This window comes from Desulfovibrio sp., from assembly GCF_014803725.1.
GTDB lineage: Bacteria > Desulfobacterota > Desulfovibrionia > Desulfovibrionales > Desulfovibrionaceae > Desulfovibrio.
Genome location: NZ_JAAVBE010000011.1, coordinates 62100 through 84150, shown reverse-complemented (window position 1 = coordinate 84150; position 22051 = coordinate 62100). Strand labels below are relative to the sequence as shown.

Here is a 22051-nt window from a genome sequence, read left to right as displayed (position 1 = left end):
ACCACTCGTGCGCATGACTGTTTTCGGCGGCTCGGGCTTTCTCGGCTCGCACATCTGCGACAAGCTCTCGGACGCCGGCCACGCCGTGACCATCGTGGACGTGCGCCCCTCGCCGTGGCTGAGGCCCGACCAGCGCATGCTCGTCGGCTCCATCCTTGACGAGGGCATCGTCGCCGAGGCCGTGGACGGCGCGGACATGGTGTTCAACTACGCGGGCATCGCGGACATCGGCGAGGCCAATTCCCGCCCGGTGGACACGGCGCGCATCAACGTGGTCGGCAATGTCATGGCGCTGGAGGCCTGCCGCAAGGCGGGCGTCTCGCGCTATGTGTTCGCCTCCTCGCTCTATGTCTACGGCAAGTCCGGCGGTTTTTACCGCTGCAGCAAGCAGTCCTGCGAGATCTATATCGAGAACTACCAGGCCATGTACGGGCTGCCGTACACCATCCTGCGCTACGGCTCGCTCTACGGGCCGCGCGCCGACCGCCGCAACGCCATCGAGCGCTTCGTGCACGAGGCGCTGACGAAGGGCGTCATCACCTATTACGGCGCGCCCACGGCCTTACGCGAATACGTGCACGTGGACGACGCCGCCACGGCCACCCTTGCCATCCTCGCGCCGGAATTCACCAACCAGAACATCATCATCTCGGGAAATCAGCCCATGCGCGTGGGCGACCTGTTCAAGATGATCGGCGAAATGCTCGGCAAGGAGCTCACCATCGAATACCAGAACGACCCCAACAGCGGCCATTACCAGATAACGCCCTATGCCTTCATGCCCAAGGTGGGCCGCAAGCTCGTGCCGCCGCTCACCGTGGACCTCGGGCAGGGCATCCTCCGCGTCATGGAGGAGGAGCACCGCGCCCTGCACCCGGACTTGCAGGCCGAGGGCGGCTACCTCGTCCCCACGGACGACTGAGGGCCATGTATGACAAGGATTTTCACAATGGCTTGTATGTAATGCGATGAAATCTTCCTTCGTCCGTCTGGAGCGAAGCGGAAGACGGGTGCTGGTGCCGGAAGAATCCTAAAAAATAAGATTTTTAGGTTCCGGCAAGGAAGAAAAATAATTTCCGAAGGGAGTGTACTTAAGTACTCGACCGAGGAAATTTTTTTCTGACGCCGCCGGAACCTAAAAGGCTGTTTTTGACGGATAATTTCGGCGTTAAGGAAGCAGCAGAAGCAGGGAACGCGTGTCCTGCTTAGTCAAGCCGAACAAGCAAAGCCTCACACAGCCCGCAAGGAGTACGCCAGTGAACATCATCGCCATCATTCCGGCGCGCATGGGCTCGAGCCGCTATCCCGGCAAGCCCCTGGCGCTCATCCACCATGTCCCCATGGTGGGGCACGTGGCCTTCCGTACGGCCATGAGCCCCATCCTCTCCTCCACCTGGGTGGCCACCTGCGACCCCATCATCGAGGACTACTGCAAGCGCGTGGGCCTCAACTGCGTCATGACCGGCGACCACCACGTGCGCTGCTCCACGCGCACGGCCGAAGCCCTGCTCAAGATCGAGGAGCTCACCGGCAAGCGCGCGGATATCGTGGTCATGGTGCAGGGCGACGAGCCCATGGTGCGGCCGGAGATGATTGACGCGGCCGTGCAGCCGCTGCTGGACGAGCCCGCGGTCAACGTGACCAACCTCATGGCCGAGATGGAGACCCTGGCGGAATTCGAGGATCCCAACGAGGTCAAGGTGGTGGTGGACCGCGCGAACGACGCCCTCTATTTTTCGCGTGAGCCCATCCCCTCGCGCAAGAAGGGGAGCGACAAGGTGCCCATGCGCAAGCAGGTGTGCATCATCCCCTTCCGGCGCGACTATCTGTTGCGCTTCAACGAGATGGAGGAGAGCCCGCTCGAGATTTACGAGTCCGTGGACATGCTGCGCATCCTCGAGCATGGCGAAAAGGTGCGCATGGTGCCCACGGCGGCCCGCACCTGGAGCGTGGACACGCCCGAAGACCTCGCCCGCGTGGCGCGGCTCATGGAGGGTGACGACCTCATGGCGGCCTACGCCGACAAGGCGCGCTAGATGGAGAGCCCGGAGCCCGCAGGCGGGGAGGGCGCGCCCGCTGCCCCCACCCCCCCGAAAGCCCCCACGGCCGCGGCCCGGCTGGCCGCCGCGCTCGAAGAACTGTGGGTGGCGCTCTTCGGCTGGCTTCCCACGCCTTTGGGCATGGGCCTCAGGGCGCTCTGCTGGCTGCCGCTCTTCGCCTCGCGGACTCTGGTGCGCTTCGGCACCGGCGTGAGCCTGGCCGGCTGCCGCAACATGCGCTTTGGCCGCGGCGTGCGCGTGGGGCGTCACTGCATCCTCACGGCGCAGGACGGCGCACTCGAGCTCGCGGACGGCGCGGCGCTCTCGCCGGGGGTGCATCTCGGCGCGGACCATGGCCGCATCGAAATCGGCAGCTGCACGGCCATCGGCCCGGGCACGGTGGTGCGCGCGGCCAATCACTGCTTTGAGCGCTGCGACGTGCCCATCATGCGGCAGGGCCATGTGCCCGGCACGGTCATCATTGAGGACGATGTCTGGATCGGCGCCAACTGCGTCATCACCCCGGATGTGCGCATCGGGCGCGGGGCCGTGGTGGGCGCGGGCGCGGTGGTCACGCGCGACGTGGAGCCTTTCTGCGTGGTGGGCGGGGTGCCGGCGCGCGTCATCGGGAGTCGGGGGAAAGCGGGGAGAAGCGCGGCCGGCGGGCACGAACAAGGATAAGGCAGGGACATGAAGCTGGAATGTCTGGTTTTTGACTGCGACGGCGTCATCCTCGACAGCGTGCCTGTCAAGACGCGGGCCTTCGCCCGCCTGGCCGAGCCCTTCGGGCCCGAGGCGCGCGACCGCTTCGTCATGTACCATACGGTGCATGGCGGCGTGAGCCGCTATCGCAAGTTCGCCTGGTTTTTCCGGGAGGTGCTTGGCCGGGAGATCACGCCGGAAGAATCGGAAGAATGGGGGCGCCGCTTCGCGGACTACGCGCTGGATGAGGTGCGCCGCTGCGCGCTCATCCCGGGTGCCATCGAAGTGCTGGAAACGTGGCGCGGCCGCCTGCCGCTCTATGTCTGTTCCGGCGCGCCGGAGGAGGAAGTCCGCGCCGTGCTCGCCGAGCGCGGCCTCGCCGACATGTTCACCGGCATCCACGGCTCGCCGCCGGCCAAGGCCGAGCTTCTGGCGCGCATCGTGAACGGCGCGGGCGTCGCGCCCGAGGCGGCCCTCATGGTGGGCGACGCCGTGACCGACCGCGACGCCGCCGAACAGGTGGGCACGCGCTTCTATGGCGTGGGCCCGGAACTCAAGGGCGGCCCCTTCCCCTGGGGGCCGGATCTGAGGGGGCTCAATGCCTGGATCGAAGACCATGTCTGAGCCGCGATGCCTCCGCGGCCTCGCGCTCGCGCTGTGTGTGCTGCTGGCTGCGGCCCTCTGCGCCTGCGGTGCGGACGAGGAGAAGGGCGGGGAGAAGGGCGCCCAAAAGACGGCGCAAAGCGCCGCAGGCAAGGCGCCCGCTCCCCCGGCCGTCACGAAGGCCGCGCCGGAAGCGGTGCCCGCCCCCGGGCCGGAACTGACCGCCGAAGAACGCGCCCGCGCCGAGGCCGCGCTCGACTTCCACAATACGGCCATGAACGCGCTGGAGACCGGCTATTATGCGCTGCCTGAAGCGCTCTACGCCAATGCGCGCTTCTACCTCAAAACCTGGCAGTTGCCGGGGCGCCCCAGGAATGTGGGCGGTAGGGAGGCGGCGAAAGCGCGGCTCAAGCCCAAGGCCGGCCTCTTCAGCGAGGCGGAGGCGGCGAAGCTCACCGCCGCGCTGGCCGGCATGGACAAGGCGCTGGACAGCCTGCTCGGCAAGTACAAGGCGCTGGAAGACTATGTGGCCGACAGCCGCATCCGTGACGACGGCGCCAAGGGCAAGGCGCTGGCGGCCAAGCTGGACGCGGACCACGCCGAGTTCATGGCCGCCCGCAAGTCCTGGCTGGAAATCGTTGAGGCCCGCGCCGCCGAGGCCGAGGCCGCGCTCCTGCGCGGGCACCCGCTGCAACGGCAGATCGAGGCCGCAGGTGCCATCTTCGCCGGCTTCGGGCGGGCGGCGGAGCTTCTGGGCGCGGAAGACGCCGCGGCCGCGGGCGAAGTTGCGGCCAAGGGCGCAGCCGCGGAGAAGCAGGCAAGCGAGGCCGCAGCCACCCTGGAAGCCGCGGCGCGCACCTCGCTTGAGCATATCCATACGGAGCTTGCAAACCGCATCGCCGAAGCGGGCAAGCCGCCCTTTGCCGCGGCCCCGCAGCTCGAGCGGCAGTACCGCGCCTTCCTCAAGGAGGCGCAGGCCTATGCCGACGCGCTGGGGCGGGGGCTCGCCGAGGGCTTTTACCCGCCGCAGCGGCGCGAGCTCAATGTGGCGGCGTTGCGCAGCCGCGCGGCCTATAATGCCTTTGTGCGCGAGGCCAACGGCCTGCGCACGCGCTGAGGCGCGCTCGCACTCCCCGCTCAGGCGGCCGCCGTCCCCTCGTGCCTTTTCCCGTACTCCGGCCCTGTCAGCTTTCCGACAGGGCCGGAGTTTTTTGCAGCCTGCAGCGCGTTGCCGTCCCTTTCGTCTTTGATGATGCCCTGCTAAATCAATTACTTGTAATTCTGGCAAGCTCTTTGCAATACCTCGGGCAACGCACGGCGCGGCCTGGGGGCAACGCCGGGCGCACTCAAGAAAAATACGTTTGCCGGGGCATCCGGCGAAAGCAAGCCGGAAGAGACCGGAAGATCGTTTTGGGAGGTTGCCATGTTTTTCTTGCTCGGCGGTAACGACAAAAAGGCCCGCAAGGCCGAGAAGCAGCAGAACACCGCGCCCGCGGCCGACTCGCGCGTGCGCGAGGCCTTTCTGGCCGGGCGTTTCCCGGTCGTGACCACCCATCAGGTGGAAGGCCGCAAGATCGCCAAGGTGCTCGGCCTCGTGTGCTGCCGCGGCTATGACTCGGAAGAGGCCTTTTTCGGCATGGCCGCCCGCGCCATGAACAAGGGCGCGCAGGCCATCGTGGGCTATAACGAGAACGTGGCCTTCCATCCCGACGGCAGCAAGTATTTCACCTGCTACGGCACGGCCGTGATGTTCGAGTACGACCCCGCCGACCCGGAAAGCCTGCCCCTCATGCTCCAGCAGCGCTTCCGCGAGCGCGACCAGCGCATCAACGACGACATGATCTAGCGAAACGAGTTTTCCCCCGGGCTTTCGGCAACGGTCCCCACCGGCCGGAAAGGAGAGCCGGCCGTAAAAAGCGGCGTCTGTATGGTGCAGACGCCGCTTTTGCGCGTGTGGCGGGTGAAAAATGGCGCGGCCCGGGCGTCAGCCGCCGAGATAGGCCTCGCGCACCGCGGCGTCGGCCAGCAGGTTCGGCGCCGTGTCCTCGCGCACCACGCGGCCCACTTCCAGCACATAGCCGCGTGTCGCCAGTTTGAGGGCCGCGCGGGCGTTCTGCTCCACGAGGAGCACGGTGACGCCGCGCTGGTTGATGGCCCGCACGGTGTCGAAGATGGAGCGCACGAGCAGGGGCGCCAGGCCCAGCGAGGGCTCGTCCAGCAAAAGCAGGCGCGGCTCCGCCATGAGCGCGCGGCCGATGGCGAGCATCTGCTGCTCGCCGCCCGAGAGCGTGCCCGCGAGCTGGCCCTTGCGCTCCTGAAGGCGCGGGAAAAGGTCGAAGATCCACTCCAGCGTGCGCTCGCTGCGCGCCTTGTCCCGGATGCTGAAGGCGCCGAGGCGCAGGTTCTCGAGCACGCTCATGGCGCCGAACACGCGCCGGCCCTCGGGCGCCTGGGCGATGCCGAGGCCGACCACCTCATGGCTCGGCAGGCGCAAGAGCGGCTTGCCGTCGAACAATATCTCGCCGGAGGAGGGCCGCACGAGGCCGCTGATGCTGAGCAGGGTAGTGCTCTTGCCCGCGCCGTTGGCGCCGAGGATGGTGACGATCTCGCCCTCGTCCACCGTGAGGTCGATGCCGTGCAGGGCTTCCACGCTGCCGTAGCGCACCCGGATGTCCGAAAGCGTCAGCAGGGCCATCTCACCACCTGTCGTCATCGGCGCCCAGATAGGCCTCGATGACCGCCGGGTTTTCGCGCAAGGCCGCGGGTTCGCCCTCGGCGATGAGCGTGCCGTGTTCCAGCACCACCAGTTTCTCGCAGACCTGCATCACAAGCCGCATGTCGTGCTCGATGAGCAGGATGGTGATGCCGCGCCCGCGGATGGCGCGGATGAGCTCCACAAGGGCCGCGGTCTCCTGGTCGTTCATGCCGCCGGCCGGCTCGTCGAGGATGAGCAGGCGCGGGTCCGAGGCCAGCGCGCGGGCGATTTCCAAAAGGCGCTGGTTGCCGTAGGAAAGCGCGTGCGCCATGGCGCAGGCCTGGTCGGTGAGGCCCACGAAGCTGAGCTCTTCGAGGGAGCGGGCCACGGCCGCGCGCTCCTCGCGGCGTTGCCCGGGCGTATGCAGCATGCAGGCGAAAAGCCCGGCCTTCATGCGGCAGTGCCGCCCGGCGAGCACGTTCTCGATCACGGGGAGGCGCCCGAAAAGCCGGATGCTCTGGAAGGTGCGGGCGATGCCCAGCTCCACGATGCGGTGCGGCCGAAGCCCGGTGATGTCCTCCCCAGCGAAGCGGATGCTACCGCGCTCGGGCGCGTAGTTGCCGGTGATGCAGTTGAACACCGTGGTCTTGCCCGCGCCGTTGGGGCCGATGAGGCCGACCACGCTCCCCTCGTCCACGCTGAAGGAAAGGTCATTGACGGCCACGAGACCGCCGAAGACCTTGGTCACGTCCGTGAGTTCGAGCAGGGTCATGGGCGCGCCCCCTCCTGCGGGGGCGGCATGGCGTAGCGGCGGGGCAGCGGCGGCAAGAGGCCCTGCGGCCGCCAGATCATCATCACCATCATGGCAAGGCCGAAGATGAGCATGCGCGCCTCGGAAAACTCGCGCAACAGCTCGGGCAGCCCGATGAACAGGAACACGCTCACGAGCACGCCCAGCTGGCTCCCCCCGGAGAGGATGACCACGGCGAAGAGGATGACCGATTCCATGAAATTGAAGGATTCCGGCGCGATGGTCAGCATCTTGGCGGCATAGACCGTACCGGCCATGCCGGCCCAGGCCGCGCCCAGGGTGAAGGCGGCGAGCTTGTAGCCCGTGACGTTGACGCCGCAGCCCTCGGCCGCGACATCGTCCTCCTTGATATAGTTGAGCGCGCGCCCGAAACGCGAGCGCCACAGCCCGTAAAAGAGCAGCATGCTCACGCCCACCATGCCCCAGACCAGATAATAGAACTGGATGCCCTTGACGATGCGGAAGCCGAAGAACACGGGCCGCGAAATGCCGAAAATGCCGTTGGCACCGCCGGTGAGGCCGAAGACGTCGTTGATGAGCGCGATACGCACGATCTCCACGATGCCGATGGTCACGATCAGCAGGTAATCGCCCCGAAGGTGGATGATGGGCCGCGCCACGGCCAGCGCGAAGAGCCCGGCCGCCGCGCCCGCGGGCAGCATGGTGAGGAAGATGGACCAGTGGCACACGGTGTTGAGGATGGCCGTGGTGTAGGCGCCTACGGCGAAAAAGGCCGCGTGCCCCATGTTGAAGATGCCGGCCTGCCCGAGCATCACATTGAGCGAGAGCGACAGCAGGGCATAGAGCCCGATCATCACGCAGACATCCGTCCAGTAGGCGTTGCAGACGAGCGGCAGGCCCGCGATGACCACGGCCAGCGCCACATAGAGCGGCGTGCGGCTCATAGCTTGTCCGCCGTACGCTCGCCCAGGATGCCCGTGGGGCGGATGATGAGGATGAGGATGAGCACGAGAAAGGCCACGGCGTCCTTCCAGGCCATGGCCACATAGCCGGCGGCGAGCGCCTCGGTGACGCCGAGGAGGAGCCCGCCGAGCATGGCCCCGGGGATATTGCCGATGCCGCCGAGGATGGCGGCGGTGAAGGCCTTGAGCCCGTAGGACCAGCCCATGGTGAAGTCTATCTGGCCGTAATAGATGCCCACCATGAGCCCGGCCATGCCGCCGAGCCCCGGCCCGATGAGGAAGACGAGCGCGATGACCCGGTCCACATTGATGCCCATGAGACGCGCGGCCCCGGGGTCGATGGCCGTGGCGCGGATGGCCGCGCCCATGCGCGTGCGCTGGATGAAGGCCGAGAGCGCCAGCATGAGCGCCACGCTGGCCCCGAGGATGAGCAGGCGCACGCCGGGCACGCTCACGCCGAAGAGATTGACCGTGAAGTCCGGGCGCAGGAAGTCGGGATAGACGTAGACGCGCGCCCCGTAGATGAGCATGATGGCGTTTTCAAAAAAGATGGAGGCCCCCAGCGCGGACACCACGGCCGAGAGCCGGTTGGCGCCGCGCAGGGGGCGGTAGGCCGCGCGTTCGAGCAATACGCCGATGAGCGCCACGAGCAGCCCCACCATGACAAAGACGGCGAGCACGGCCACGGCCGGGGGCAGCACGCCCGCGAGCTTGCCGCTGACGAGCAGGGTGAGGCCGAGATAGGCCCCGATGGTGAACAGGTCGCCGTGGGCGAAATTGATGAGCTTGAGCACGCCATAAACCATGGTGTAACCCAGGGCCACCAAGGCGTAGATGCCGCCCACGGCCAGACCGTTGAGAAGCTGCTGGAAAAACTGTTCCATGCCTGCGCGCCGAAATCCTTGTGCCCGGTGTGCCGCGTCACGACGCACCGGGCCTGAAACAGATCCACGCGGTTGTCGCGCGCCGGCCCCAGGCTGTCGCGCGCCGCCCGGGCGGCGGGGCGCCATCCCGGGGCCATCCGCCGGAGCCTAGCGGGGTTGCAGCTCGAAGGCGCCCTCGTTGTTCACCACATAGGTGCGGTAAAATTCGCCCACGCGGTCGCCCTTGGCGTCAAAGCCGAGGCTGCCGGAAAGGCCGGGCAGGTCCTTGAGCTCCTTGAGCCACGCGGCCATGGCCTCCGGGTCGGCCTTGCCGGCGGCGAGCGCCGCCTCGATGGCCTTGTAGGAGTCGCCCGCGAGCACCGCCCACACCGAAACCGGCACGCTGTTATACTTCGCCTTGTAGGCGGCGAGAAAATCCCTGGCTTCCTGGGTGTCCATGTCCTGCGGCAGGGGCGGGCTGATGAAGAAATAGCCGGCCGCTGCCTCGGGCCCGGCGATCTTGACGAGATCCTGGTGGTTGGCCGCGTCGCCGCCCATCATGGGCACGTTCCACGACATTTCCTTTTTCTGGCGCAGCAGCATGCCTGTCTCGGGATAGTAGCCCGTGAAGAACACAAGGTCGGGATTCGCGGCCTTGAGCTTGGTGAGGATGGCCGTGTAGTCGCGCTCGCCCGGGGTGAGCGCGTCGAAGAAGATGACCTTGACGCCGGCCTTTTCGAGCGCGGCGCGGCTCTCCTCCGCAAGGCCCTTGGCATAGGAGGAATTGTCGTGGAGCAGGGCCACGGCCTTGTAGCCGCCCTTTTCAATGGCGGCTGCGGCCGACTTGCCCTGGGCGTCGTCGCGGGGGCAGGTGCGGAAGAAGCGCTCGAGGCCCTTTTCCGTCAGGCGCACGCTGGTGGAGCCGGTGCCGATCTGCACGAGGCCCGCTTCGTCGAAGATGTTCTGGCTCGCTTCGGTCACCGCCGAGCCATAGGTGCCGATGACCGCGGCCACGCCGGCGCTGGCCAGCTTCTGCGCGGCGAGCGCGGCCGTGCGCGGGTCGCCGGCGTCGTCCTCCACCACGAGGCGCACGGTATCGCCGTTGATGCCGCCTTTGGCGTTGGTCTCGTCCACGAGCAGGCTCACGATATTCTTCATGTCCTGCCCTTCGGAGGCCCACTTGCCCGTGAGCGGGCACATGAGGCCGATCTTGATCTCGCCGCACGAGGCGGGCTGCGCGGAAAGCACAGGCAGAAGCGCGAGCGCCAGCGCGCCCACAAGGCCGAAAACTCTGTTCATGCGGGTCCCCCGATGCGGCAAGTGAATGAAGTGGCGGCAGCTTACCGCAAAACGCGACAAAGCAAAAGCCCCCACGGCGGGGCAAGGGACGCCGGATTTCAGGAAGCCGGGGGCGCGGGGTTTGCGCCACGGCCGAGGCAGCGGAAGACGGCTTCGCCCAGGGCGCCGGGGCGGAAGCTGCGGCCATCGGCCACAAGGCCGAGCCGCAAGGTGAGCAGCGGCCCCTCCTCGAGGGGCGCAAAGCGCACGCCCTCGCGCCGGATGGCCGCAAAGGACGCGGGGAAAAGCCCCATGGCCTCGCCGCGGGCGATGCGCGCGAGCAGCACATCATGCTCGGGCGCCTCCTCGAGGAGGCGCGGCGCGAAGCCGGCCAGCCGGAACACGCCGAGCACATGGTCGAACCAGGCGGGATTTTCCTCGCGGCGGAACCAGAAGAGCGGCAGGCCGGAAAGCTCCCGCAGGCTGAGGCCACGGCCCTCCCTGAGGCCGCGGCACACAGGCCAGCCTTCGGGCAGCACCGCGAGGAGCTGTTCCGCATGGCCGAGCGGCGTCACGGAAAAGCCCTCGGGCGGCGCCGGGATTTCCAGCGGCAGCGCCACCACGGCCGCGTCCAGCCGGCCACACAGCACATCGCGCAGAAGGCGCGGCGAGGGCGCGCGCACAAGGCGCAGGGACGCGCCCGCGGCCGCCCGCAGTTCCTCTTCCAGCGCGGAAAAGACCCCTTGCTCCACTGCGGTGGTGAGGCCGAGGGCCGTCACCGGCGCAGGGGCGGAGAGCTGTGCAAGCTCTCCGAAGACGCGCTCCTGAAGGTCGAGCAGGGGCCGCACGGCCGCGAGCACGCGCTCGCCTTCCGCCGTAAGTGCAAGGCCGCGCGAATGGCGGTGAAAGAGGGCGAAGCCCAGCCGGTCTTCGAGCGCGCGCAACTGGCGGCTCAAGGGCGGCTCGGACAGGAAGAGGCGCTCGGCGGCGCGGCGCAGGCTGCGCTCCTCGGCGATGACCGCGAAATACCAGAGCCAGTGGAATTCGCGCGGGCCAAGGGGCCATGGGGAGCGGCTGGCGGGCGTTGTCATGCCTTGGAGGTATCACAAAAAGAGCAAGGGGCAAAGCCGGCCCCGGGCGCTATGCCTGAGCGCAAGGAGGTCTTTATGAAAAAAGTGACATTGGCGGGTCTGCTCCTGCTCAGCATGCTTGCGTCGCGCCCGGCGTGGACTGCCGGGACCGAACCCGGCGGGGAAATCGTGGCGTCCGGCCTTTCCGCGCCCGTGGGCATGGCCCATGACGCGCAGGGCCGGCTCTGGGTGGCGGAATGGGGCGCGGACCGCATCGTGCGCCTCGATGGAAACGGAAGGCGCGCGGAAATCGTCGCGGGCATCGGGCAGCCCGCCGGGCTCGCCTTCGACGCGGACGGTACGCTTTGGGCCGCGGGCTATGCCGACGGCCGCATCTATGCCTGGACGCCGGAACAGGGCTTGCGCGTGCTCGCGGCCGGGCTTTCCGCGCCTACCGGGCTTTTCTGGAGCCAGGAGACCGGCCTGCTCGCGGCCAACCGCAATGCCGGCGAGCTCGTGCGCATCAGCCCGGACGGCACGCGGGAAGTGGTGTCATCCGGGCACCGGCTGCCCGTAGGCGTGACGCGTCTTGCGGACGGCGGCGTCGCCGTGAGCTGCTATGGCGGCAGCGTGGACATGGTGGCGCCCGACGGGGCCGTGCGCTCCCTCCCGGCCGCGGCCGCCGGCCTCGTGCGGCCCGGCGTGGGTATCCTTGCCGCGGGGCGTGACAGCGTGCTCGTGGCGGACAATGGCGGCGGTGTGGCCCGGCTGGGCAGGGAGGGGCAGGCCACCGTGCTCGCCTCCGGCCTTGCCTCGCCCGTGGGGCTCGCCCGCGCACCCGACGGCCGCATCCTCGTGGCCACATGGGGCGACGGCACGGTGCGGGCGCTCCCGCGGGAAGGATTTTAAAAGGGAGGAAAGCATGGAAAACGAACGCTATGCACGGGGCCTCGCCCTTTTAGAACGCATCGACGGCTGTGGCGGCGAGGCCGTGGTTCGGCGCCTCGCCGGCATCGCGCCGGACTTTGCCCGCTATCTCGTGGAATTCCCCTTCGGGGACATCATGGGCCGCCCCGGCCTCGACCTCAAGAGCCGCGAGCTCATCACCGTGGCCGCCCTGACCGCCCTCGGCAATGCCCGGCCGCAGCTTCTGGTGCATCTCGCGGCGGCGCTGCGCGTGGGCTGCACGCGCGCGGAGCTTATCGAGGTCTGCATGCAGATGGCCGTCTATGCGGGCTTCCCGGCGGCGCTCAACGGCCTCTTTGCCGCGCAGGAGGTCTTTGCGGCTGAGGAGTCCTGACCGGGCAACGGGCGCGTCCGCCCGGGCGCGCTCCGCCCCCGGCCGCCACTGGCGCCGCGGACCGAAATGCGGCATACTGCACGTTGCCGTGGTCGCGGCGACAGCCACCCCGAGGAGGCCGAGGATGAACCCCGAGACCTGGAAAATCCTGCTCGAATATTTCGATTACCGGCAGTTCCTGCACCAGAACCCGCCGCTCAGGCTCGCCTGCATCTTCGGCATCGTGTGCCTCGCGCTGGGGGCCGTGCGCGTGCTGTGGCCGTGGGTCCAGCGCAAGTTCGAGGCCTTCATGGAGCGCAAGTACGAGCAGGCGAGCGGTTCTGGCGGCAAATCGGGGGAGGCCCCGGTCGAGCCCATGGATTTCAGCATGTACGAGCGCGTCATGCTGCACCTCAAGCGGCTCTTCTATGTGGGCATCATTTCCTGGGGCGCGCGGATGCTGGTGCTCGCGCCGGTCTATGCCAACGCGCTCGCCACCATCTTCAATATCGTGTGCACGGTCATCGCCATCGCGTTGGTGGCCGCCATCGTGCCCTTCAACCTCGATATCTACATGCGCCGCCACGGCGAGACGCTCAAGACCTCGCAAAGCCGCTCGCTCATGCCCATCGTCACGGGCCTTATCTGGGCCATGGGCCTGACCTTCCTGCTCGACAACCTGGGCTTCCGCGTCTCCTCCATCGTGGCCGGCCTCGGCATCATGGGCGTGGCTGTGGGCCTGGCGGGCAAGGCCATCCTTGAGGACTTTTTCAGCTATATCGTCATCCTGCTCGACAAGCCCTTCCGCATCGGCGACCATGTGGAGCTCAAGAGCGGCAAGGCCGGCGATGTGGAATACATGGGCCCCAAGACGACGCACCTGCGCAGCCTCGAGGGCGACCTCATCGTCTGCGCCAATTCCGAGATGACGACGAACACCATTGTCAATCTCGGCAGTGTGAGCGAGCGCCCGGTGGTGCTGGAGCTGGGCGTGGCCTTCGAGATGCCGCTCGACGTGGTGAAGCGCGTGCCCGACATGCTGCGCGAGGCGGTGGAGGCCTTCCCCACGTGCAGTTTCGACCGGGCCTGCATGCTCAGTTTCGGCTCGGCCAACTACATGTTCCAGCTCATCTATGTCGTCCACGAGCCTGACATCAGGAGCTTCCAGATGACACGTTCGGATGTCAACCTCGCCATTCAGCAGAAGCTGAACGACGAGCATGTCCTCGGGGCCTATCCCACCACACACATGTTCATGACCGACCAGCCTGGCGGCCTTCTGGGCCCGACGCCGCCTGCGCCGCAAACGACGACGCCCGTGGCGGCGGCCAAGGCCGAACAGGCCGCCCAGGCCGGAGCGAAGGCCGCCCCGGGCTCCGGCTCGGCCTCCTAGTGCGTGGCCTCAGCGGCGGTGATGCGTGTTCTCCACGGCATCGCCGGGCCGCAGCAGGAAGGTGAGCACCAGCGCGGTGAGCAGGGCCGCCCCGAAAAAGGCGTCGGCCAGCGCGTAGCTGCCCAAGAGGTCGTGCGAGAGCGCCACCACCGGAAAGCCCGCGCAGCGCAGGATGATGAACAGCGAGATGAACTTGTAGGCCGCGAGGAAGTTGCGGCTGCCGAAATACCAGGCCACCACCGCGGGCAGCACCGCCCACAGGCCACCGATGCAGCCGCCGAAGGCCATGCTGAACACAACGAGGCTTGGGAGCGTTGGCGGCAGCGCCAAGAGCGCCACGCTGGCCGCGCTCAGGGCCATGATGAGCCTGGAGGCGGTGAGGGGCGTTGTGCGGTCGCTCACCCAGCCCCAGGCATACTTGGCCAGCGCCGCGAACAGCGCGGAAAGGCAGGCGAGCAGCATGGCCGGCCACGCCTCGAGCCCGAGGTCCGCAAAGCGCGGCTTCATCTGGCTCATGAAGGCCGAGCCGGTCATGAGCGCGAGCCCGAAGGCCGCGCCCACGAACCACGCCGGGCGCGAATGGGCCAGTGCGGTGAAGGAGGTGTTGACCGGCTTCGCCTTGGGCGCATGCGGCTCATGGCGCCGGCCGTCCGGGTGCAGCCCGAGGGCTTGGGGCTCGTCGCGCACGAGCCTCCACGAGAGCGGCGCCAAAAGGCAGGTGAGCACGCCGAGCGCCGTATACGCCGCCGTCACCCCGAAGCTGTGGATGAGCAGCATGCAGAAAAAGGGCAGGATGACGCCTGAAAGCGAGGTGCCGGCATTGGCGAGGCCGAAGGCGCGGCCCTGAAAATGGCGGAACCAGCGGCTGATGAGCGCATTGCCCACCACGCCGCCGCAAAACTGGCTGCACACCCAGACGAGGATGAAAGAGAGCGTGAAGAGCGCGAGGTTGGTGGTTAGGCCCATGCCGAGCGTGGCGGCCCCGCCCACGAGCGCGCCCAGCGTGGTGAGCAGTCGCAGGGAGCGCCGCGCGGAAACGGCCGCGGCCAGCGGCATGGCGAGCTGCCCCATGAGCGAGGCCACGCCCATGCTCAGGTTGAGGCCGGCGCGCGTCCAGCCGTTGAGCTCGCAGAGCGGTTCCATAAAGGCGTTCATGCAGTAGAGGGCGCTGCCCTGAAGCATGAAGTTGCAGCCCATGGTGAGGGCGCCGAGTTTCCAGCCGTAAAACATGGTGTCCGTGAGAATGTTGTGGTTTTCCGCCGCTAGAGCGGAAGCACCTTGTAATGCTGCTCGGGCAGGATGCCCTTGAGGATGTCCCTGACGCTCAGGGACGCGGCGCCCCTGGCGCGGGTCTGGGTCAGCCATTTTTCGAGCACGCCGATATTCTGGGTCATGTGCGTGTTGAACACGCCTGCTCCCCCGTATTCGCGCCGGGCCTGCGCGGCGAGGCGTTCGGTCTCGTCTTTCGGGGCGGCGCCCACGAGGGCGAGGCTCGTCTTGTAATAGCCCGCGCCCATGCGCAGGGATTCGAGATAGTCCTTGAGGTCGCCGGCCACCTCGGCCCTGAGCTTTTCAAGCTGCTTTTTTGTGGCCGCGTCCGCGGGCTTTTTCAGCATCTCGCGGATCTTTTCCTCCTGCTTGTGCGCCGCGCTGTAGCGAAAGGCGAAGGCGCGCAGGGTCTCGGCCTGGTAGAGCAGGGAGCGGAACTCATGCTCCAGCGTGGCGGCGCGCTCGCGCTGGCCCGCGCTCTCCTGGTCTTCCAGCATGGCGCGCAACTGGTCGAGCTGCGGCTTGAGGGCCGGCGCCGTGGCCGCCAGGGCCTCCACGGCCTCCAGCGGCGTGCGCCCCGGCTTCACGGCCCCGGGCGTGGGCGCGGGCGCGCGTTCCTCCTTGCGCAGGGTTTCAAGCCGCTCGGCATTGGGGATATTGATGCCCGAGAGCACGAGGCGCAGCCCCAAATCTTCGGGCCGGCTAGGGCCCGAAGCCGTGTACAGCGGCACCTCGTCGCGCCGCCCGGGCGCCACCCCGGCCTCGTCGCTGCGGAAGCCCCCGCCCTTGACGAGCACGCCGCCAGCCGCCCCGTGCAGCCGGTGGCGCACCATGCCGCCCTGCATGTCGGCGATGGACAGGCGGAAGAAGCCGTCCGTCATTTCGCGCACATTGCCGAGCGTGTCGTGCAGGCCAAGGGGGTTGGCGTGGCGCGAGCCGATAGGCGCGGGCCCGGAAAGCGCCGTCTCCCCCGAAAAGACGCCATAATCCTTGAGCGCCTTGCCCTCCGCGAGCGGGAACACATCCTTGTCGGCCCACCATTCCGGGGCCACGCCGGCGCCGCCACGCGCCGCGAATTCCCATTCCTCCTCGGTGGGCAGGCGCAAAAAACCCACGTTTTTGGTGCCCGCGAAGTGCGGCAGGCTCTCCGGGTGCTCGCGCACGAGCCAGGCATTGTATTTCTGGAGGAACTGCTGCGCGTCGAACCACGAGACGCCGCCCTGTGGCAGATTGGCGCCGGCCGGCGCGGTGGCGCCCTTCACCGGGCAGGCGGCTTCGTCCACGATGCCGTCGTCGTTCACGGCGCGCATCACCGCGTCCCACTGGAGGCGCGAGATCTCGTACTTGCCGATGAAATAATAGGTGTCGGCGCCGTTTTTTTTTGCCCCTCCTGCCACGGCGCCCTTCCAGCCAGCGGGGAGGTCGCCTTCGGTGAAGGGCGCGGCGATGTGGCCGTCGAACTGGCGTTCGTAGATCTGGCGCTCGCCGTCGGCCGCGTTGACCACGCCCATGGAGAAGGTCCTGTCCTTGATGAGGCCGCCCGCGGGCACGGCCACGGCGCGCAGGGTAAGGGAAAAGCCGCAGGGCATGGGCAGCACGATGTCGTCTCTGGCCGGCGCCGGGTTCCAGGCGCTCTCCACGGCAACGCCGTCATGGGCCGAGGTGAAGGCGGCGAGCGCCGCCTGCGGGGCCAGCAGGAGCAGGAGCAGGGGCAGGAGCAGGGCGAGGGCGCGGCGGAAGCGCGCGCCGTGGCGCGGGGAGAAGTCGGGCGCGGACATGGTCAGACCTCGCGGATGACGATGGAGGGTTCGACGGCGGCGGCCGCGCGGGCGGCCCGGGCCGTGGAGAGCAGGGAGAGCGCCACCACGGCTGCGCAGGCGATGGCCACGTCGGCAGGGCCGAGGCGGCAGGCGATGCCGCCCTGGCCGGCGAAGGCGTGCGCGATGCCGAGGCTCACCGCCAGATAGAGCAGGCAGGAAAGCCCGAAGCCGCAGAGGGAGGTGAGCAGGCTCTGCGTCATGGGATAGAACACGAGCGCCGCGTGCGGAAAGCCCAAAAGGCGCAGCATGCCGAGCATCCGGCGCTTGCGCTCCACCGCGCCCTGCACGGAGCTTATGGTGAACGCGGCTAAGCCCGCGCCCACGGCCAGCGAGATGATGAGGATGACCTGGTTGATGGACGATTCCAGCATGCGGATGGCCGCGATCTCGCGCGAGCGCGTGCGCGTCTCGATGTGCCGCTCGCCAAGGGCCGCGGCCAGCCCCTCCACGGCGTCGAGGTCGCGCGCGTAGAGCCGGAAGGAGGCGTAGCGGCGCTGGCCCTCGCGGGCATTGCCCGTGAAGCCGCGGGACGGAACTTCCAGATAGTCGCGGTAGTCTTCGAGGTCTTGCAGGGCGGAGAGCGGCGCGAAGGCCATGCGCCGGTCGGCCGCGGCTTCGGGGAGCACGGCGGTGACGCGGAAGACCATGCGCGCCGATTCCAGCCGGCCCTCGGGCGTGCGCCGCCCGAGCCGCGCCAACAGGCTCTCGCCTGGGCTCACACCGAGGGCTTTGGCCGCCGGTGCCGAGAGCACGAGCTCGGGTTCCTCGCCGTATGCGGGCGGCGTGATGCCGAGATGCGTGAGCACGGGTTCGCCGGGGGCGCTCGGCTCGAGCGAAAGGCTCGCGCTCTTGCCCGCGCCGTCCGCACCGGCGGCGAGGGTGATGTCCGTGGCGGTCTCGCGGGTGCGGCCGATGGCGAAGGCCGCGCCCGGGAGTGCGCCAAAGGCCCGCACTTCGGCCTCGGTGAAGCTTGCGCCGTCGCTCTTGGGCGTGATGATGAGCACCGTGGGGTCCTGGAGCAGGCGCTCGCGCATGCCCTCGATGACGCCGTTCTTCAGGCCCTGAAGCACGAGCAGCGGCGTGAGCATGCTGGCGAGCGCGAGGATGGCGCAGAGCGTGAGCGAGCGCTCGAAGCGCCAGTCGCGCGCGGCGAGGCATATGGCGAGCCAGATCTTTTTCAGCATGGCGCGCCCTCCCCGGTTGGGGAGCCAGTCGCAGCGTTCGCGCCGTCGTCGAGGACGGCGGTGACGCCGCCTTCGTCCTCCTCCATGCGGAAGGCCAGTTCCCTGAGGCCGCCCCGGCGCGCCCAGTCGGCATTGTGCGTCACGAGCACGAGGCTCCCCGCGTGCTGGTCGAGCGCCGCGAGAAAGGCGTCCATGACGCGGGCGGCATGCACCGGGTCGAGCGCGGCCGTGGGTTCGTCCGCGAGGATGAGCTGCGGCCCGGGGGTGAGCGCGCGCACGATGGCCGCGCGCTGACGCTCGCCCACGGAAAGCGTGGCCGGCATGGCGCCCGTGAGATGGGCCACGCCCAGGGCTTCGGCGAGGCCGCGGGCGCGGGCTTCGGCCTCGGCGTCCGCCATGCCGCCGAGCCGTGCCGTGAGCGTCATGTTTTCGCCCACGGTGAGGAAGGGCAAAAGCTCGCCCGACTGGAGCACATAGCCCATGTGCGCAAGGCGCAGGGCGGCCATGGCGTCATGGCGCTCGTGGTCCCAGAGGGCCGTCACATCCAGCGGCGCAGCAGCGGGATTCGGGGCGAAGGTGAAGCGCGCGGCAGAGTCGGGCCTGAGCGCCAGGCCGAGCAGGTCGAGCGTGGTGCTCTTGCCGCAGCCGCTGGGGCCCGTGATGGCGAGGCGCGCCCCGCGCGGGATGTGCAGGCTCTTGATGAGCAGGCGATAGCCCTGCTCGCGCTGGCGGCGTTTGAGGAGATTTTCTATGACATAGAGCATGTGTCGCTTCCCGGCCGCGCCATAAGCCCCGTGAAGGCCGGCGCCTTGAGGCAGCATGCCAAAGCCCGGGGCAAAGGTCGAGAAAAATCCCGGGCGGCCGCCAGGGCGTGCGGTGAAGTGGGAGTATATCAGGCGCGCCCCTATTTATTATTTGATAAAAGAAACCGTTTCCTATAATATTTATGAAGAGGTATTTCTTTACACATATTCGGGGTGCCCTATGCCTCTTTCCGCCTACCGTCACGACCTGGAAAAGCTCTATGCCGCCCGTATCGCGCATGCCTCGACCGACCCGCGCCAGGTGCTGTTTTGTCGCAGCCTGCGCTATCTCATCGAACATGCAGAAGATTTTGACCGCTGTGTGCCCGAGGACAATCCTTTTTACCGCGAATTCACAGGCCTTTTGAAAAAGGGCTTCACCAGCGAAGAGGATTGCTTCAGCCTTTTTGAATGTATGGTCATCCTGTTCCGCCTGCGCCAGTGCGCCCGCGGCGCCCAGACCAGCCCGCTGGAGCGCGATGTGTTGCGCCATTTTGAGGAATGCGGCGAATGGAGCCCGGATGACGAGACCCTGGTGAGCGAGTGGTACTGGCGGCGTATCCCGGCGCTCGCCGCCTCGCGCGGCTAGAGGCCGGAAGCGCCCGGCCGTACCGCCGCCCCGGAACGCCCGGGGCCGCGCCGTTCTTTTGGCAACGCAAAAGCCTCCCGCCAGGCCGGAGGCTTTTTTGCGCGCAAAAAAAGGCCGCAGCCCCCAGAGTGCGGGCCGCGGCCTTGAGCGCTCATGCGCGGATGGTCACTTGCGGGTAAAGACCATGTTGCCCTTGAACACGGCGCAGGCGGGATCGAGCTTGTCCAGCGGCAGGGCGTCGTCGGCCAGGCGGATCTTTTCGTCTTCAGGCCAGAGGGCGAAGTTGGGATAGTCCTGAGCCTGCACGGCCACAATGGCCTTGGGGTGCAGCGTACGGCTGATCGGGCTTTTCTGCTCGGAGACCTGCCAAGTGCCGGCCACGATCTCGAGGCTGCACTTGCCGGACTTGTCCTGCAGGCCCACATTGTAGTTGGCGTTTTCGCCCTTGGCGGCCGGGGCGATCACGAGCCAGCCGGCGTCATTGACATATTCGCCCACGAGGGGAAGGTCATAGGGGCCGGGGGTTTTGGTGTCGGCAGCCTGGGCGGAGCCGATGAAGCCGAAGGCGCAGAGGGCCGCTGCGGCAAAAAGCAGTTTTTTCATTTTTATTCTCCCATACGGGCTTTGTGCCCCGATCAGCCGGGACGCCTGTAGACTAGGCCCATCGCCGCCCGCTGTAAAGGATTTTTCGGGCCGGCCGCGCAAATGGCGCCAAAGGCCGAAACAGGTGGCCTGCCAAAAAAGGCGCACGGCCCGAAAGCCGTGCGCCTTTGCAATGTTTGGGGCGAAAAGCCCCGCTGAAGCTCCTAGAACGCGCCGGGATTGGCCGCAACCAGGACCCAGCAGATGATGCCGACCACGCAGCCGTAGAGCAGGAAGGGCCAGAAGGTCTTGCGCATGACCTCGCCCTCGCGGCCGGAGAGGCCCACCACGGCGCAGGCGGCCACGATGTTGTGGATGCAGATCATGTTGCCCATGGCGCCGCCCACGGTCTGCGCCGCTTCGATGATGGAGCGGGGCAGGGTGAGCATGGTGGCCATATCCCACTGGAACTCGCCGAACATGAGGTCCGAGATGGTGGCCGAGCCGGTGATGAAGGCGCCGAGGCCGCCCACGAAGGCCGCGAGCAGGGGCCAGATGGCGCCGGCGGCGGCGCCCACGGTCTCGGCGAGGGCCAGCGGCATGGAGGGCGCGCCCAGCGGGTTCACGGCCGAGCCGCGGAAGATGGCGACGAGCGCCACGGCGAAGCACAGCGCGATGGTGGGCGACTTCATCTTCTGGAAGCTCTCGCTCCACGCGGCCTTGACCGCCGGGGCGGGCATCTTGTGCAGCCAGATGGTGAGCAGGGCCACGAAGATGAAGAAGGTGCCGGGGAGATAGAGGTAAGTGATGCTCTCGCTGATGTCGGCAAAGCCCAGGATATTGTTGAAGGTGATCTTCTGCGCGGTCATCCAGCCCTTGATACCCAGTTCGGGGATGCGGGAGATGACGAGCAGGAAGCAGATGATCACATAGGGCAGCCACGCCTGGAACTGGCTCATGTGGGCCTTGAACTCGGTGCTCGTGTTCTGGCTGGCCGTGCCGGACCAGGAAGCCTCCCACTTGGAAGGATCGCCGAAGCCCCACACGTCCTTGGGCACGCAGATGCCCTGCTTGGCGCCCCACACCACCACGGCGAGGCCGATGAGGCCGCCGAGCATGGCCGGGAATTCCGGCCCGAGGGTCCAGGCGCAGGCCATGTAGGGCACGAGGAAGCAGATGGCCGCGAACACGCAGAACTTCCACGCGCGGAAGCCGGCCGCCCAAGAGCGCTCGGGGCCCCAGAAGCGGGTCATGAAGCCGAGCATGAAGATGGTGAGGATGATGGCCATGGGCCCGTGCATGAGGGTGGCCCACTCGCCCACAAGCTTGGCGAAGCCGTCAAAGCCGGTGAAGGGCAGGTTCGGGTCCGCGCCCACAAGGGCCGCGATCTTTTCTTTGAGCAGGCCGAAGCCCACGAGGATAGGCGTGCCCACAGCGCCGAAGGAGACGGGAACGCTGTTGAACACGAGGCAGACGACGGCCGCGGCCATGGCCGGGAAGCCCAGGCCGAGCAGGAGCGGCGCCGCCAGGGCCGCCGGCGTGCCGAAGCCGGCCGCGCCCTCGATGAAGGCCGCGAACAGGAAGCCGATGATGATGGCCTGCACGCGGCGGTCACGGCTCACGTTCTGCATGCCGTACTGGATGGTCTCCATGCCGCCGCTTTTCTCAAGCGTGTAGAGGATGAGGATGGCGCCGAAGACGATGATCAAAACGCCGATGGCGATGATCACGCCCTGGATGGAGAGCGCCATGAGGCGGAGGATGGAAATATCCCAGCCGAAGATGGCGCAGACGACACAGGCGCCCCATGCGAAGGGCATGGCCCGGGTGGCGGGCCAGCGCATGCCCACCATCAGGATGAGGGCGACCACAATGGGGATGATCGCCAGCAAGGCCAGAAATCCGATTGACATGAAAACCTCCCTCGGGACCCGGTTTGCGGCACCGAGCCCGAAGAACCTGCTGGAAGGCTGCGGGCCCCGCCCCTTCGCGCCAGCGCCGGCGAAGGTGAGGGCGCCGCGTGGGTTCGCGGGCCGATGTCAGAAATAATCTCCAGTGCTTTATGGATAGCGTAAAGGTACGGCAATGCGCAAGGGGCGCCGGGCACTTTTCCCGGTCCGCATGCAGGCAATTTTTTTCACAAAGTCC

Annotated in this window: 22 protein-coding genes; 10 read left to right on the top strand and 12 right to left on the bottom strand. The window is 67.6% G+C overall.

What is annotated here, in order from left to right; genetic code table 11:
• Nucleotides 1-7 precede the first annotated feature (7 nt).
• The 6 genes from HDR50_RS03885 (at nucleotide 8) to HDR50_RS03860 (ending at nucleotide 5190) form a co-directional block, all read left to right on the top strand.
• Nucleotides 8-922, top strand: coding sequence for an NAD(P)-dependent oxidoreductase (locus HDR50_RS03885; protein ID WP_291356096.1), 915 nt, complete (start codon nucleotides 8-10; stop codon nucleotides 920-922).
• 334 nt (nucleotides 923-1256) lie between these two features.
• On the top strand, nucleotides 1257-2036 hold the full coding sequence (locus HDR50_RS03880; RefSeq protein ID WP_291356094.1) for a 3-deoxy-manno-octulosonate cytidylyltransferase: 780 nt from the start codon (nucleotides 1257-1259) through the stop codon (nucleotides 2034-2036).
• On the top strand, nucleotides 2037-2720 hold the full coding sequence (locus tag HDR50_RS03875) for an acyltransferase (protein ID WP_291356092.1): 684 nt from the start codon (nucleotides 2037-2039) through the stop codon (nucleotides 2718-2720).
• Nucleotides 2721-2729: 9 nt separating this feature from the next.
• On the top strand, nucleotides 2730-3365 hold the full coding sequence (locus tag HDR50_RS03870) for an HAD family hydrolase (RefSeq protein WP_291356090.1): 636 nt from the start codon (nucleotides 2730-2732) through the stop codon (nucleotides 3363-3365).
• Nucleotides 3358-4461 (top strand): hypothetical protein, encoded by a 1104-nt coding sequence (locus HDR50_RS03865; RefSeq protein WP_291356088.1) that lies wholly within the window; start codon nucleotides 3358-3360, stop codon nucleotides 4459-4461. Before HDR50_RS03870 ends, HDR50_RS03865 begins: the two co-directional genes overlap by 8 nt.
• A 306-nt stretch (nucleotides 4462-4767) precedes the next feature.
• Entirely contained in the window at nucleotides 4768-5190 is a 423-nt protein-coding gene (locus HDR50_RS03860; protein WP_165078232.1) for a YbjQ family protein, read from the top strand.
• Nucleotides 5191-5328: 138 nt separating this feature from the next.
• Here the strand turns inward: HDR50_RS03860 and HDR50_RS03855 are convergent, their stop codons facing one another.
• The 6 genes from HDR50_RS03855 to HDR50_RS03830 all read right to left on the bottom strand — a co-directional run bounded on the left by HDR50_RS03855 (nucleotide 5329) and on the right by HDR50_RS03830 (nucleotide 11005).
• Nucleotides 5329-6039, bottom strand: coding sequence for an ABC transporter ATP-binding protein (locus HDR50_RS03855; RefSeq protein ID WP_291356085.1), 711 nt, complete (start codon nucleotides 6037-6039; stop codon nucleotides 5329-5331).
• A gap of 1 nt (nucleotide 6040) precedes the next feature.
• The gene (locus HDR50_RS03850) at nucleotides 6041-6811 is read right to left on the bottom strand and encodes an ABC transporter ATP-binding protein (protein ID WP_291356083.1); all 771 of its coding nucleotides are present in this window, start codon (nucleotides 6809-6811) and stop codon (nucleotides 6041-6043) included.
• Nucleotides 6808-7755, bottom strand: a complete 948-nt coding sequence (locus tag HDR50_RS03845) for a branched-chain amino acid ABC transporter permease (RefSeq protein WP_291356081.1) — start codon at nucleotides 7753-7755, stop codon at nucleotides 6808-6810. Before HDR50_RS03845 ends, HDR50_RS03850 begins: the two co-directional genes overlap by 4 nt.
• Entirely contained in the window at nucleotides 7752-8657 is a 906-nt protein-coding gene (locus HDR50_RS03840) for a branched-chain amino acid ABC transporter permease (protein WP_291356079.1), read from the bottom strand. Before HDR50_RS03840 ends, HDR50_RS03845 begins: the two co-directional genes overlap by 4 nt.
• 147 nt (nucleotides 8658-8804) lie before the next feature.
• On the bottom strand, nucleotides 8805-9935 hold the full coding sequence (locus HDR50_RS03835) for a branched-chain amino acid ABC transporter substrate-binding protein (RefSeq protein WP_291356078.1): 1131 nt from the start codon (nucleotides 9933-9935) through the stop codon (nucleotides 8805-8807).
• Between the two features lie 98 nt (nucleotides 9936-10033).
• Complete coding sequence (locus tag HDR50_RS03830) at nucleotides 10034-11005, bottom strand: LysR family transcriptional regulator (protein WP_291356077.1); 972 nt, start codon at nucleotides 11003-11005, stop codon at nucleotides 10034-10036.
• Nucleotides 11006-11080: 75 nt separating this feature from the next.
• On the opposite strand from HDR50_RS03830, the gene HDR50_RS03825 reads away from it, so the two are divergent.
• The 3 genes from HDR50_RS03825 to HDR50_RS03815 all read left to right on the top strand — a co-directional run bounded on the left by HDR50_RS03825 (nucleotide 11081) and on the right by HDR50_RS03815 (nucleotide 13656).
• Nucleotides 11081-11893 (top strand): hypothetical protein, encoded by an 813-nt coding sequence (locus tag HDR50_RS03825; RefSeq protein ID WP_291356075.1) that lies wholly within the window; start codon nucleotides 11081-11083, stop codon nucleotides 11891-11893.
• A 13-nt stretch (nucleotides 11894-11906) separates the two neighbouring features.
• Nucleotides 11907-12284 (top strand): carboxymuconolactone decarboxylase family protein, encoded by a 378-nt coding sequence (locus HDR50_RS03820; protein ID WP_291356073.1) that lies wholly within the window; start codon nucleotides 11907-11909, stop codon nucleotides 12282-12284.
• A gap of 124 nt (nucleotides 12285-12408) precedes the next feature.
• On the top strand, nucleotides 12409-13656 hold the full coding sequence (locus HDR50_RS03815; RefSeq protein ID WP_291356071.1) for a mechanosensitive ion channel family protein: 1248 nt from the start codon (nucleotides 12409-12411) through the stop codon (nucleotides 13654-13656).
• 9 nt (nucleotides 13657-13665) lie between these two features.
• Here the strand turns inward: HDR50_RS03815 and HDR50_RS03810 are convergent, their stop codons facing one another.
• From HDR50_RS03810 to HDR50_RS03795, 4 genes are read right to left on the bottom strand one after another with little or no spacing between them, the layout of a single operon-like run.
• Nucleotides 13666-14886, bottom strand: a complete 1221-nt coding sequence (locus tag HDR50_RS03810; RefSeq protein ID WP_291356069.1) for an MFS transporter — start codon at nucleotides 14884-14886, stop codon at nucleotides 13666-13668.
• 32 nt (nucleotides 14887-14918) lie between these two features.
• Nucleotides 14919-16703: an SUMF1/EgtB/PvdO family nonheme iron enzyme gene (locus tag HDR50_RS03805; protein WP_291356067.1), complete on the bottom strand. Its 1785-nt coding sequence runs from the start codon at nucleotides 16701-16703 to the stop codon at nucleotides 14919-14921.
• Between the two features lie 2 nt (nucleotides 16704-16705).
• Nucleotides 16706-17929, bottom strand: a complete 1224-nt coding sequence (locus tag HDR50_RS03800) for an FtsX-like permease family protein (RefSeq protein WP_291356065.1) — start codon at nucleotides 17927-17929, stop codon at nucleotides 16706-16708.
• Nucleotides 17923-18693 carry an ATP-binding cassette domain-containing protein gene (locus tag HDR50_RS03795; protein WP_291356063.1) on the bottom strand — a complete coding sequence of 257 codons (771 nt, stop codon included), beginning with the start codon at nucleotides 18691-18693 and terminating at the stop codon, nucleotides 17923-17925. Before HDR50_RS03795 ends, HDR50_RS03800 begins: the two co-directional genes overlap by 7 nt.
• Before the next feature lie 220 nt (nucleotides 18694-18913).
• Here HDR50_RS03795 and HDR50_RS03790 point away from each other — a divergent pair, with 220 nt between their 5' ends.
• Nucleotides 18914-19321 carry a hypothetical protein gene (locus HDR50_RS03790; RefSeq protein ID WP_291356061.1) on the top strand — a complete coding sequence of 136 codons (408 nt, stop codon included), beginning with the start codon at nucleotides 18914-18916 and terminating at the stop codon, nucleotides 19319-19321.
• Between the two features lie 165 nt (nucleotides 19322-19486).
• Here the strand turns inward: HDR50_RS03790 and HDR50_RS03785 are convergent, their stop codons facing one another.
• Nucleotides 19487-19924, bottom strand: coding sequence for a hypothetical protein (locus HDR50_RS03785; protein WP_291356059.1), 438 nt, complete (start codon nucleotides 19922-19924; stop codon nucleotides 19487-19489).
• Nucleotides 19925-20127: 203 nt separating this feature from the next.
• Nucleotides 20128-21816: an L-lactate permease gene (locus HDR50_RS03780; protein WP_291356057.1), complete on the bottom strand. Its 1689-nt coding sequence runs from the start codon at nucleotides 21814-21816 to the stop codon at nucleotides 20128-20130.
• Between the last annotated feature and the right edge of the window lie 235 nt (nucleotides 21817-22051).